10 protein-coding genes are annotated in these 13,963 nt (G+C 49.9%); all 10 read right to left on the bottom strand.

Annotation, left to right across the window (positions count from 1 at the left end):
- Positions 1–14: 14 nt before the first annotated feature.
- Positions 15–965, bottom strand: a complete 951-nt coding sequence (locus IE125_RS00110) for a KpsF/GutQ family sugar-phosphate isomerase (RefSeq protein ID WP_229808842.1) — start codon at positions 963–965, stop codon at positions 15–17.
- A 132-nt stretch (positions 966–1,097) separates the two neighbouring features.
- Positions 1,098–1,976, bottom strand: coding sequence for a hypothetical protein (locus IE125_RS00105; RefSeq protein ID WP_189442572.1), 879 nt, complete (start codon positions 1,974–1,976; stop codon positions 1,098–1,100).
- Positions 1,977–2,166: 190 nt separating this feature from the next.
- Positions 2,167–2,907, bottom strand: a complete 741-nt coding sequence (locus IE125_RS00100; protein WP_189442571.1) for a glycosyltransferase family protein — start codon at positions 2,905–2,907, stop codon at positions 2,167–2,169.
- A gap of 49 nt (positions 2,908–2,956) precedes the next feature.
- The gene (locus IE125_RS00095) at positions 2,957–6,403 is read right to left on the bottom strand and encodes an HAD family hydrolase (protein WP_189442570.1); all 3,447 of its coding nucleotides are present in this window, start codon (positions 6,401–6,403) and stop codon (positions 2,957–2,959) included.
- Positions 6,404–6,460: 57 nt separating this feature from the next.
- Positions 6,461–7,564 carry a KpsE/RkpR family capsule polysaccharide export protein gene (locus tag IE125_RS00090; RefSeq protein WP_189442569.1) on the bottom strand — a complete coding sequence of 368 codons (1,104 nt, stop codon included), beginning with the start codon at positions 7,562–7,564 and terminating at the stop codon, positions 6,461–6,463.
- Between the two features lie 42 nt (positions 7,565–7,606).
- Positions 7,607–8,542: an ABC transporter ATP-binding protein gene (locus IE125_RS00085; protein ID WP_189442568.1), complete on the bottom strand. Its 936-nt coding sequence runs from the start codon at positions 8,540–8,542 to the stop codon at positions 7,607–7,609.
- Between the two features lie 4 nt (positions 8,543–8,546).
- Positions 8,547–9,359: an ABC transporter permease gene (locus IE125_RS00080; protein WP_189442567.1), complete on the bottom strand. Its 813-nt coding sequence runs from the start codon at positions 9,357–9,359 to the stop codon at positions 8,547–8,549.
- A 64-nt stretch (positions 9,360–9,423) separates the two neighbouring features.
- The gene (locus IE125_RS00075) at positions 9,424–11,175 is read right to left on the bottom strand and encodes a polysaccharide biosynthesis/export family protein (RefSeq protein WP_189442566.1); all 1,752 of its coding nucleotides are present in this window, start codon (positions 11,173–11,175) and stop codon (positions 9,424–9,426) included.
- A 97-nt stretch (positions 11,176–11,272) separates the two neighbouring features.
- Positions 11,273–11,641 carry an RT0821/Lpp0805 family surface protein gene (locus tag IE125_RS00070; protein ID WP_189442565.1) on the bottom strand — a complete coding sequence of 123 codons (369 nt, stop codon included), beginning with the start codon at positions 11,639–11,641 and terminating at the stop codon, positions 11,273–11,275.
- A gap of 371 nt (positions 11,642–12,012) precedes the next feature.
- Positions 12,013–13,911 (bottom strand): sulfate adenylyltransferase subunit CysN, encoded by a 1,899-nt coding sequence (cysN, locus tag IE125_RS00065; RefSeq protein ID WP_189442564.1) that lies wholly within the window; start codon positions 13,909–13,911, stop codon positions 12,013–12,015.
- Positions 13,912–13,963 lie beyond the last annotated feature (52 nt).

The raw sequence follows: 13,963 nt of genomic DNA, 5'->3' as shown, positions 1-13,963 counted from the left end.
GAACCAAGATCGATCTATGCGTCGAAGCTTTTCACTACGCCAAGCGGCTCTTGCCCTTCAGCGACAATCAGCGATGTCAGCTTTCGTTCCCGCATCAACTGTTCGCAGTCGTATAGATTGGCGTCGGGAGAGATCGTGACCGGCATTCTCCCCATGATGTCATTGGCGGTCAGATGCTCGGTCTGGCCTTGTTTCTCTATTGCACGACGCAGATCGCCATCGGTGACCACGCCGATCATCTCCCCGGCATCATTGATAACGCAAACGATACCCTGCTTGCCTCCGCTGATTTCATGCACTACCTCAGCGAATGATGCCGTGCATGATAAAGAAGGTACTTGGTGCATCACTTCCCTAGCCTTGGTCAGCAGCTTGCGGCCGAGTGATCCACCGGGATGGAAGCGAGCGAAATCGACTGGCATGAACGCGCGTCGATTCATCAACGCCACCGCTAACGCATCCCCCATTACTAGGGTTGCTGTAGTCGACGTCGTGGGAGCAAGATTGTTGGGACAGGCTTCCCGCTCAACAGCAACATTGAGATGGACATCAGCACTGGTGCCCAACGTCGAACTGGCATTACCCGTCATAGCGACGCTATGAGCCTCTATGTGGCGAAGATAGGGTAATAGTTTGACCACCTCATCGGTCTCACCACTATATGAGATCAAGATCACGAGATCGTTGCTGCCAATCATTCCCAGGTCACCGTGATAGGCCTCTCCAGGATGAACGAAGAAACTCGGCGTACCGGTCGAAGCCAGTGTCGCGGCAATTTTACGGCCGATGATGCCCGACTTTCCCATACCCGAGACGATCACCTTACCCGTGCAAGCGTAGATCAGCTCAACGGCTTCTAAGAACTCACCGTTGAGAGAGCGACCGATATCGCTCAATGCGCGGGATTGGTCTTCGAAAACGCCGTGCGCTAACTTAAGTAAATTTATACTTGTTGCTTCATTCATGTTTGACACACTCATCTCACCCACAACATCTTCCATTTATTTTAACTTCAACACAGTCAAAGCATGGGATTTAGCATTGCTCAAGAGAACACAGTTAACGCAATGCCACATCATGAGAGAATAGTCAACACTTCAACTCCAGTAATCACTTATAGTCAAGTCATTAAGATACTCTTCAAAAAAGAGAACATTGTCACTAGAAAAATATTTCCTAAGAACATCTTCAATAAATTCTCCGCAAACCACTGGAGGTTCTCCATGCTTAAAGCCTTTCTTAACCATAGTTCCAAGTTTTGCTTTTGTTCGTTTGGGGAGTCCTTTCGCTGAAAGCATGACAGCGTATGCTTCTGAATCTATGGAAGGATTTTCAATTTTATCAAAACTATCACTTGAAAAAACGTTTGACTCAAAAAAATCATTCAGATCATCAGCAAACTTTTCCGGACTCACTAACAACGATTCATAAGCAACGACTTTAAGAGTACACACCTGCGATATCGAAGAGCAAATTTCTGCCCATTGAGGTGTTGTTGCCTTTCTTGATTCAAGATATTCAATAAAGCTGAGCGAAGATGCACCCGAAAACACCACCTGAAGATACCATGACCTAAGAAAATCAAACATATTTCTAACGGTAAGAAGAACTTTAACTTCGTGCCCCTCCTCAACCAAGCATTCTATAAGGCGTGCAAGCTCAATTCTCTTTGGGTAAAAGTCACCAGCCATGAGTGGCTCACCAAGCAACCTTTCTTCAGATACCCAACATACATCCGCTGAAACAAACTCCTCCTTAAACAACTTCAACAAATCGCCAGAGTCCAAACCACGCCATACGCGATCAAATTGAGAAAATCTATAATCCTTAGGAGTAACAATACGTACCCCCTCGTTGTAACTGCGATTTAGAACAGACTGAACAGCAGTCGTAGCAGTTTTGTGAGCGCCAGGATGGATAAATATCTTAGCCAAAACGATATAACCCCAAGAAACAAAAACGACTTCCGGAAACAATTACAAGGCAACACCATTTACAGTAACGATACGCCAGACATCACAGTCTAAAAACTTTCCCTTATACCTACCAAAAAACCTCTTTCAATAAATATAAAATCAAAGAGAAGTACTAATATGCAAAAAATCTAGCGCTTGATAAACTGGATCTAACTAGCGTCCATAGTCACAACAGGACTCAAACTCGCCTTCACCCGACTGTATTATGTAACGCAATAACTCTGTCGTAAAACGCGGCATTAATTGTCCTGCAGTCCTCTAACGCTTCAGTATGGGATACAGCTTTTTGGACCTGCCTCTCCCATGTTTCCCACTTAGCATATGCGGGCGGATACTTAAATCCATAAAATTTAGATGAAAATGGTATGCAGACGACCTTCTTACCAAGCAACGTAGCCCAATAAACGCCATGGAAAGAATTCGTGACGACTGTCTGTGACCTACCAAGGAATTCTATTACTTCGTCAAATGGAGCTCTATTACTCATTTGAGGAAGCCCTTCTAAAGTTCCATCTTTAGTCTTTTTCGCATGCTTATAGAACACAACCTCTTGGTCAACCTCATACTTCTGATCAAACAATGGTGACATACAGCTTACACAGGGTACGTAATCCCCACCTTCTCGGTTGAGTTCTCTCACGCTGCATATATCAAGGTCGTTCACCAGCTCGCCATGGTCTTTAGTTCCACTTCGAGAGGTGCCAATAGCCCAAGAAACTTTCTTCTTTGCGTTTACGGAATCATGAATACGATGGACCCTTAAATATGGCTCTATAGCACCGCCACCATAAACGGCAACTTTACAGTCCGGGACTTTGTCGTCGACATGGAAATGTTCCGCATTGGGAAAGTCAAAATAAAGATAGGGAGTGCAAACCTGATCCCCTGTATTAGGGGTATTCTTAATATTAACAAAAGCAAAATCTAACATAGTTTTCACCAAAGAATTTGTAAGTTTTAGCTATTGAATTTTCAGAAAGCTAGGTCGTGTATTTTTCGCGCTTTGGCGCCCACCAACGGAATAATGCCAAAGCGCTATCGGAGAAATAAAGCTCTGGGTCACGGAGGTATTTATTGTACTGCTTATCCGTAGAGGTTTTACGAACAATAAAGCTTTCTAGTTTTAACAATCTTTCTCGTCGCTTAACTTCAGGCGCGCTCTGCTGTGAGACCTTAGAGTCCCCTTCTGTTTTAGCTCCGCCCCTAGGTTGTGTATTTGCGTTTTCACTCGAATTAGCTAAACCAGCGTTGAGAACCTTCTTACCTTGCTGCCAAACGGATTCCGGACCGTCGAGCGAAACAATTTTCTTTCCTACAACACCACCAAAGCTATCTTCGAATTCTAATTGACTAATAATTTCAGCGTCATGAACAGTGGGCGAGCTGAAATAATGACTAATCACTTCAGACGCTAACTCTTTATTTACTTGAACGAACTCAAGCGCGCTGCCGTAAAAATCAACAATATTAGTTGTATAAGCGACAGCACCGTAGTGCAAAACATCGATAAACTTGCGCCTACTCTCTGAATCTCCATCATCTTTAAAAACCGGATCAAGGCCATCTTTTTTATAAGAAATGGACTCAAGACTTCGATCAGAGCAACACAATAAAAACTCTGTCAAATGGCGATTGTTTACAATAGGACAGGTCGTTTCTCCTCCTGCATATGTGGCTCCATAACTCGAGAGCTTGTTGCCACTAAGCTCCCACCTCTCCGCACCTTGAAGAGTAGCAAAATAGTAGCCACAAACAGGCTTGTCTATTAATTTAGACAAAGCGCCCTGCATGTTTGCTTTCCAGCCAACGTCAACAACTGCCGGATTTTGCTGATCTGCAAAACCTACTGAGGACAGGTACTCTAAGTAATGAGCTCTTTCTACTCTTGCAGACTGAATTATTTTGTCAGCCAGTTCCCTGCATAGAGCAACAAAGGAAACTTTAGTTTCATCCTCAGTGTTTAATGTATAGTCAAGCTGTTTGTGAGAGAAAAATCCCACATTTGTATTTTCCAGATCTGCTTTAGTTAAAAAATAACCGAATCTATCTTTGATTAGTTTAGACAAAGCAACACCAGCACTAAATGGCTGTGCTGCTATACTGATCACGTCATCAATGGATTTTATTGCCGCAACACGAACAGCACGACGGGAACAGTAAAGATAAAGAGTCTTTATTTTCACCTCACCAACATTCTCGTTAATGAGATCAAACACACTTTTGATCACCTTACCTTCCCGCGCGAGGAAGTAAAGCGTGTCAATTCCATCAGACTCTGCCTTACGTTTTAACCAAGTTGCATAGCCAAATAGTAAGGGGCCAAGCGCAGCATATCCAAGCCTGTAGGCACTTTTCATAAACAAAGTGCGCTCTTCATATTTCCCAGAGCTCTGATCGAACAAGCCATAAGACAACATGCCGGCGACTGCACTACGAGCTTTTTCGCCAGAGCCAACTCTTGGATTAAAAAGTTTTTTATAATACGGATTCCGTCGCATACGGTCGATTGACCTAGGAATACGAAATACGTCGCATCCTTTACTCTTAGGAATATCATGGTCTGCCGCTTTATTATCACCAACATGCAACATACGCTTCAGCGGATGACCCTGGGAGTTAATCTCATCAAAAAGCTCACCAGTCTTCTTTCTTTTGTTATAATTTGATGAAACAAACAACTCATCTTCATCAAACAAATAGCCACAGCGCGTCAAGACCTTAGACACAAACTCATGCGAATGGTACATATCCGATACGAAAATTATATTCTTCGCGGACTCTCGAGCGATGTTCCAAAGCTTTTTGCCAAAAGGACGAGCTCTTATTAACTGCAGCTCAAGCTCTATTTCGTACTCGGCTATCTCGCTAAGCGTATTCGCGTCTAATGAGTAGTGCTCTCCCACATAAGCATAGATATCATCTAGAGAAATTTCCCCTTGGGGATTGGCGGCTCGGGCCTTTAATTCACTTGAAATTCGAACTTTATAAAAACCCTCGAATTTCCAGCCGATTTTTTTGATCAATAAGCTTTCGAGAAAATTATACACATCGGCAGGAGTTTCCGTACCGCGACACACGAGCGTATCGAAGACATCAAATGAAACTATGTCAACGGTATTCTTAGCAACAGCTCTTCTAAATTTATTAAAGTCATTAGCTTCGGCCGCTTTGATCGGATTACTGTTCAACAGTGTTTTAGATACTGCATGAGGCCGGAATGACTCAAGCAATTCTTCATCATAACCAGCACAAACATCGGAGAAATTAATATATGATTTTTCTTGTGTTCCGGCTGAGGCCTTCGCCTCGACCAACTTTTCAAGAAGGTTTCTCAGGAATGCGTCATCCGTTGTAACCTTTGAAGCAAGTGGCTGGAGATATTTAAGCAAGATAGCCAAAAATCTATCAGAATTTCCATCTCCATTATTCAGATATTTTGCCACCTCTGACAGGTAGCTCCCTTCGAGCGGATAAATTTTCTTATCCCAGGCCAATGCTTGTATAAGTAGAGATGATGAAAACCCCGCCACCGAATCAATTAGAGGAAGAAGGTATTGAGATGAACTTCCTATTTCATCGAACTTTTTATCATAAATCAGATTTGGCCAATTCTTTTTTATTAGTGAGTACGTATTCTGATTCAAGGGCTGTTCTGAAGCATGGGGGGAAATATACTGAGTGACGACTACCCCTTCTTTGGGCTCACATTGAGCCGCAAATGAAAGCATTAACTCCTGTTGACTTTTCCACTTAGAATCAACTGCAAATGCATAGTGCGCAGAAGTTTGCAACGGCAATAGTGTAAGGGTCTCACTATTATTTGTTCCTAAGCTCACAAGATCAAAAGGTTGGATTTCGTTAATTGCTTGTCGTACTTGATTTTTGAACTTCCTGACTATTTCAAGGTCAGTATCGGTGATCTCTAACTCAGTTAAATAATTAAAATTTGACGCAAGACTTGAATTTTTATACAGCCCCTTGACATCAAAGGCTACGGTATGAGGGTATGGAGGCCTACTAAAAAACCCTGGCATTTGATGTACAATTACGGCATTAGGATAGAGGAGCTCTAAATAAGGGACAGGGTTTTCCCAGAGAAGTATAACATCGTACTCTCCACTGAGCTTGGCAGTGAGAAACTCCGCGACATTGTTTATATATTTCTGAGCACCACGATAAAACTCTTCGTGAGGATCAACAAGCCCATTTACGACTTCAAGAGCTTCGCCGTACTCAACTTCAATATAATTGATAGATTCTTCCCTTTGCAGCCCCTGCATGAACCAAGCAGGAACTGCGACGTCCACATCAAAGCCGCATGCAGACAGCATCTGAGCTTGGGGATGGAGATGCTTAACAAAGCAGTTTTTAAAGAAAAAAGGGTCGTTTTGGGATTGCCAAAGCGAATTCCATACCAAGACCTTCATAACAATTCCTTTAGAAAATCTAACAATCCTGTGCTTACTTAATCAGAAAGCACGCCCCTAGTCGCGATGATCTTTTACAATCAAAATAAGCATATTAACTATTAATGTTATAAACAACGAAATTACTGAAAAAACTATTACATTATACAATCTTTCTGGCTGCTCCGGATATTGCGGCATCGTAGGGGATTGGAGCGTAGAGAGCTGTTTGAGCTTACGCGCCGCCTCGACCTGGGTGCTTTGCAGCGCAGATAGCGCCCCGGCGTAGCTCTCTTCCGCGAATTTTGCTTTCAGTTGGAGGCGTTGGTACTCGGAAGAGAGCGAGTTCAGCGCATTGCCAGATTGGGCCGCCAGTCGCTGTTTTTCTTTCTCGATCTGATCCTCCAGGGCGGCAATCTGACTGTTGATACGTACAATCTCCGGGGAGCTGGCACTCTGGAAACTGCTCAACGCTGTCTTCTGCGCCTTGTAGCTCGCCAATTGGCCCTCCAGCGTCGAAACGACGCCACTCAGGCTTTCGACCGTCCCGGTTGGTGAAACCAGCCCGTTCTCATTCTGGTAGTCGACCAAAGCCTGACGGGTCTGCTCGAAGGAGGCTTGAAGCTGGTCGACCTGCTGCCGCAGGAATTTTACCTGCTCTTCCGCCAAGCGCCGGCCCATATCGTTCATGTGCTGCTCGCCACGCTCGAGCAGCAGGTTGGCGATCAGATGCGCTTCTTTCGGATTGAATGCCTCGACATCGATACGCAGTACGCCCGCATATTCGTCCAGTTCCACCGAGACGCGCTTAAGATAATAATCGTGCAGTTCTTCCAGCGGTGCGTCTTCATCGCTGAGCCGTGTGAAGAAGTCACCGCCACCGTGCGCATAGTGTTCACGAAAATTGGCGTTCTCCACCAGGTACTGCAGCATGTCCACCGAACGCAGATAATCCCTGAGCAGGAGCATGTCCGCGTTGTTGGCCCCTCCACCGCCGGAAAGCAGGCTGCTGAAGCTCAGTTCCGGGGAGGCGAGCTGAGGACTTTCCAGCACCACGTGGGCGTGCGAGACGTAGCGATTGCTAGCCCAAAAAGCCCAATAGGAGCTCACAACCAATATACAGAATATGCAAATAATCCAATGCACATTTTTTAACGCGCGGACTCGTATTGCTTGGCTCATTAAATTCACTTAATAAAATTAAAATTCGACCTTGGAAAGGTTTTAGGCAGAAATGTTTTTCTCAATCGCTTTTAAATTTTGCAGCTTTTTTTTCACAGCTCTATGCAACCGATTCAAAGAATGCCTTTCAGCTTTAATACGTTCAATTTCATCTTCTTCTGAAGCAATGCTTTGACGATATTCGGCGATTATTTTTTGCTTTTGTATTTTAGTCATTTGTTTTTTTAATGACTTCACTGCATCTTCAAAACTAGCACCCTCAGCAAGGAGGACGCCCTCATCCTCAGACTCATCATCTTCATCTGCAACATCCGTAATCAATCCACTTTGCCTATGGTAAGCCTCGATGGCATCTTCGATCTTATCGTACCAAAACGCCTTGCCTTCATTGATAAGAATACCAGCCTCACACATTTGTCGCAGGCTAGCTTCTCCGTGAGAAACCATTATAAGGCTTGCACGGCCAATTCTTTTTTGGAAAGCCTCTCGGGCCTTGGCTTTGAACGCCCGGTCGCCGACGGCGGTCGCTTCGTCCGAAATATAGATATCAAAGTCAAATGCTAGTGAAAGCCCAAATGCCAGACGCGATCTCATGCCCGAAGAATATGTATTGACGGGATCGTCAAAGGCCTCGCCGATCTCGGCAAAGTCTTGGACCTCCTGAATTAACTTGGTAAGGCTTTTCTTGATACCATGCACACGGGCGACAAACTTGACATTCTGCCGCCCAGTCATAGAGCCTTTGAACCCACCAGCCAGGCCAATCGGCCAGGAGACGCGCCCCTTCCGGATTACTTTGCCACGATCTGGTGCATCCATCCCCCCAATCAGGCGTAACAGCGTCGACTTTCCAGCGCCATTACGACCAACAACCCCAACGCTAATTCCATCGGGTATAGTTAGGTTGATATCCTTTAACACCCAGCCGCCGCCATGAGGACCGTGATAACGCTTATAGAGGTTATGGATTTCGATCATCGATTCACCTTGCTTTTAGGCGCGGAGCGAAACGAACGTGCATTACTAGTCCTAGAGTAAGAGAGGCAAGAGCCCAGAACCATAGGTAAGTCATGTCGATACCAGGAATCGTATGATAACTGTCGAAGAAGCTGAGACGCATGCTTTCGACACCATGTACAATTGGGTTCCACAAGAGATACTGCTGATACTGCGCAGGAACGTACGTAACTGGAAAGATGATCCCAGAGATTAAAAGAAGCGGCATTGTTAAAATCCTAACAACACGCCCGACTTCTGACACCAGGCCTGAAGCAACAGATAGCAAAACTCCCAACCCAATACCTAACATCCACAATGACAACCAGTCCATCATCACACCTAAAGCATGATCTGGCATAAGATCTATCTTTAGCAGTGAACCAACAATTATAAATAAAAGCAAAATAAAGCTGCGAATCATTCCTTCAACGAAGCACCGGATCAGTACCGGGTCAATCGGTAGGATTTGTCGATAGGTGAATAATCCTCTATTGGCTTCGACTGCCCCCATAGGTCGTATCATAGCCTCTCTAAAGAGATAAAAACCCATCAACCCAACAATCATCCAAGGAATGAATTCCGCACCACTGATATTCCTTCCTCCTCTAATGTATACGCGTATAAAAATCATCACCGCTACGGTGGCAATCGGCTCGAAGATCATCCAGAACCAGGCCATGCGATCCGCCATGGTTCTGGCGATCATCTCGCGCAGGTACATTGCCGACCAGACGTCCCATGTGACTCGCAGGGGGTGGCGGGAGGAATCCGGAATCTGTTCCGTATTGGTTGCCATTTAACGATCCTGCGCCCGCCGACATGCTGTCGCGCGGGCGCTCATGCATTACTTGAAGAAAGGCTTAGAGATCCAGCGCGACCTTCGTCGCGACGGCCACCTGATAGAGAATCTGCGTGATGCTGCTGGCCAGCTCGATATTGCTGGTCGGCGCAGCCGGCAGGACCATGATTTCATCACCCGCGCGAATCTGGGTATCACCCGCATGGATGACGGCGCCGTTCTTGTGCACCACCAGCACCTGGTCGTCATCCGCACGCGGTGTGAACCCGCCGGCCTGATAGATGTAGTCCTCGGCGCTCATGCCCGGCGTGAAGACCATCGCCTGCGGGATGGTGACTTCCCCGCTCAGCAGAACGGAATCCGAGCTTTCCGGAATGGTGATCACGTCGCCATCTTGCAGGCGAACGTTGGCGATATCGCCATTGCGCGCGACCACGAGACGCCCCGTCGGTTTGACCTGGGAAGCCTTCTGCACGAACTTCTGAATCAGTTCCGCCTGGCGCACCTGGATCTCTGCTTCTTTCGCCGTCCGCGAGGGGTAGCCGAGGTAAGTCTGCTCGAGACGATGCAGACTATCCTGCAGCGACTGCTCTTGCTGCTCCGCTACGCTCTCACGGCGAATCGAGACATCCTGATAGCTGGTCATGCTCTTCGGCACGCTGATGGCGTTCAGGAACTCGCCCAGATGCGCATCGCGCGGGAGCACGTAACGAGACGGGCCGTAGTAGCTGCCTTCTACCTGCACGACAATGCTCTCAGCACGCTGGTCGGCGCTGAACATCACCTCATCGCCCTTCTCGACGTTCGCCGTGCGGAACTCGTCGAGCGTCAGATAGCGCGCCAGCGGGCCATCCGGGCGGTCACCGCGCAGCAACACGTGATTAACGCCGGACCGCAGCCTCGCCAGATCGGTGACATCCGCCCCCGTCAGCGTTTCACCCGCCAGCTCATAGCGGAACGGCTTTTCGACATCCCCCACCACGGCAACGGCCGGCCCGCGCTCTTCGACGACGATGGTGTCACCATCACGGAACTGCGTCTGCGGCATCTTGCCGTTGATCAGGAAGTCATAGAGATCGACGGTCTCGATCGTCTTGCCGCCACGCTTGACGGCTATCTGCCGGTAGCTACCCAGTGCCTGGTCGATGCCGCCAGCCTGGTCGAGAAAGTAAAGCAGCGAGTCGCTCGGCGTGCCGGAATAGCGCCCCGGATTGGTCACGTACCCCGTCACGAAAACGCCCACGGGCTGCACTCCCTGCAGGTTGGTGTAGACCTGCACGTTCTCCGGGTAGACCGACTTGATCGCAGCTGTCACGCGGGAATTCAGCTCGCTGTTGGAAGTCCCCTGAACGTTGAGCGGCCCGATGCCGGGCAGGAAGACATTGCCCTGAGAGTCGACCGTCAGCACGCTCTGCATCTCGGTGCCGCCCCAGACCCGCAGATTGATCTGATCACCCGGCTTGATGGTGTAGCCGGGGTTCAGGCCATCGGCCATGACCCCACGGAAACCACCGCTGAACAGGTTCGCACCGAAAGGCGGCAGCGTATTGGGGTCGACCGGCGGTTGATTGGCGTTGGCCGCGCCCTGATTCGCCGGGCCATAGTTCGCGCTGCTCCAATTGGCGCGCGGCTGGTCGTTGACTGCTTGCTGCGCCGACTGACCGCTAGTCTGCGTGGTCATCGATTGCGCTTGTTGATCCTGCGGGAGAATACCGCTGCCTGAGTCGAAAGACTGGGCTTGGGCGAGGCTGGCGTTCAGGCACGCTACCGCCACCAGACACCCGGCCCGGAAAAACGATGCTGCATGTTTCATGCAAAACTTCCTGTGGTGTTCATACGGCTTTCGCGCGAGCGATCTAGCGTCCCAAGACGATACACGCGGGGCTGCGCCCGAAAGCATGGGATTTTTGTTACCGAGTGCTGGCACCTTCCAACGTCTGCGTTACCAGACGCTGCGTGTACCACCCTTTGTCCTGCACCAGGCACGCCACCTGGGCACGGTGCGCAGATTGAGGAGTGCCTTCACGGGCGACATCGAGATGCGTGCAGAGCCGCCCGCTGGCGGCGAAGTAGCGATCCTGAACGATCACCGAGACATTGGAGCCCCAGGGGCTTTTCGGGAAGGAAGCGATGCTGCCGGAGGTGGCGTTATCGAGAAAGCTGGAGATCTGCGGGCCGGCTGGCGTTGCCCCTGGCATGGTGCCGACGACGCCGCTGCCGGGGTATCCCCCCTGTGAAGCACAGCCGGCGAGCGTGACGACCAAAGCGCCGATCTGCATGCAAGCACCTGCTTTGAAGCACTTACCCATACGGCCGATGCCGCGTGAAACCCCGTCCAAGACGTTTGACATTTTTTCGGTTCAACCCGGTTGACGTGAATCCTGAAGAGCGGCTCACGCCCCAGCGCCTGCGCATGGGTCGTGATTAACGCGGCCAATCGGTACGAGGAGTGCACGTTGCGTCTCAATGAACCCAGGGTTTTCACCTAGTCGAGCCATCCTTGCTCATCACTTTCATCAGTACCGATGCCTGGCCGAATCCTTAGCTCAGAGCCCCCGATTGTATGGTGCTGAATTAGCCTTGCCTACAACGAAAATGGCGCGCTTCTTAAACGCGCCACATGAGACCTCTCATCGTTTGGAGGCTCGTTTCATGAAATTACATCTAGCCGTTTGAGATGACTGACCAGAACCTTGACCGACTCTTCGACACTCAAATCACCCGCATCGATCTCGATCTCCGCCCGCTCGGGTGCTTCATAGGGAGAGCTGATCCCCGTGAAGTCCTGGATCTGTCCGGCCCGGGCCTTCTGGTACAGCCCTTTGGGATCGCGCTCTTCGCAGACATCCAGCGAGGTGTTGACGAAGACCTCGATGAACTCACCGGTTTCGACCATATTGCGAACCAGCTCGCGGTCCCGCTGGAACGGCGAGATGAAAGACACCAGCGTGATCATGCCGGCGTCGACCATCAGTTTGGCGACTTCGCCCACGCGGCGAATGTTTTCCTGTCGGTGATCGTCGGAGAAGCCGAGATCTCCGCACAGGCCGTGGCGCACGTTATCCCCATCCAGCAGATAAGTGCTGTAACCCATGCCGAACAGCTGACGCTCCAACGCATTCGCGGAAGTCGATTTACCCGCGCCTGACAGGCCCGTGAACCAGATGATGCAGGGTTTCTGATGATTTCGCTCGGCACGCCGCCGCTTGGTCACGGCCATATCGTGCCAGACGATATTACTGGCACTTAGCGTGTCGACCACCATGCCAGCGCCCACCGTGACGTTACTCATGCGGTCGACAACGATGAAGTTGCCGGAGTGCGGGGAGCGAACGTAGGGGTCCAGCCCGAGCGGTTGCTTGATCTCGATCTGGCAACGCGCGATACCGTTGAGCGGCAGGTTGTCAGCGGGGCGCCGCTCGAGCGTATTGACGTCGGTCTGATGGATGATGCGAGCGACGCGTCCGCTGACGACATTGGTACCAGCCTTGAGCTCGTATTCACGGCCCACTTCCATCGGCGTGTCGTACATCCAGACGACATCCGCGGTGAAAGCCGTGGTCGACTCCAGTTCGCTATCCGCGGCGACGATCATGTCGCCCCGCGAGATGTCGATCTCGTCTTTCAGCGTAACGGTGATCGCCTGACCGGGATAGGCAGCCTCAAGGTCGCCATCGTATGTCACGATTTTGTCGACGGTGGAACGCTTTCCGGAACCCAACACCTTGATGGCATCGCCCGGCTTCAGCACGCCAGCGGCCAAGGTACCGCAATAGCCGCGAAAGTTGAGATTCGGGCGATTGACGTACTGCACCGGGAAGCGCAGATCGCTCAGGTTGCTGTCGTGTTTGACGTCTACGTTCTCCAGCAGACGTAATAACGGCCCTTCCTGATACCACGGCATTTTCTCGCTCGGGTTGACGACGTTGTCGCCCTCCAGCGCGGAGATTGGCACAAAATGGAGATCGGCGTCGTTGAGCTCCTTGGAGAAGGCCTTGTACTCATCGACGATCTCGTCGAAGCGCGCTTGCGAGTAGTCGACGAGATCCATCTTGTTGACGGCGATCACGAGATGGCGAATACCCAACAGTGAACAGATATAGCTGTGGCGGCGGGTCTGCGTCTGAATGCCATGGCGCGCGTCGATCAGGATGATCGCCAGGCTGGCGGTCGAAGCGCCGGTCGCCATGTTGCGGGTGTACTGCTCGTGGCCCGGCGTGTCGGCGATGATGAACTTGCGCTTGTCGGTGGAGAAGAAACGGTAGGCGACATCGATGGTGATGCCCTGCTCTCGCTCCGACTGCAGGCCGTCGACCAGCAGCGCCAGGTCGACCTTGTCGCCGGTGGTGCCGCTGGTTTTCGAGGCCTGGGTGATCGCGGCCAGCTGGTCTTCGTAGATCATCTTGGAGTCGTGCAGCAGCCGTCCGATCAGGGTCGACTTGCCGTCATCGACACTGCCGCAGGTGATGAAACGCAAGAGATCCTTGTTCTCGTGTTCGCGGAGATAGCTCTCGATGTCGTCCGCGATCAGTCCGGATTGATGAGACATTTAGAAGTACCCCTCGCGTTTTTTCTTTTCCATACTGCCAACTTGATCTTTA

The organism is Salinicola rhizosphaerae, assembly GCF_014652715.1.
In the GTDB taxonomy this organism is placed as follows: domain Bacteria; phylum Pseudomonadota; class Gammaproteobacteria; order Pseudomonadales; family Halomonadaceae; genus Salinicola; species Salinicola rhizosphaerae.
This window is presented reverse-complemented; position numbering and strand designations above follow the sequence as displayed.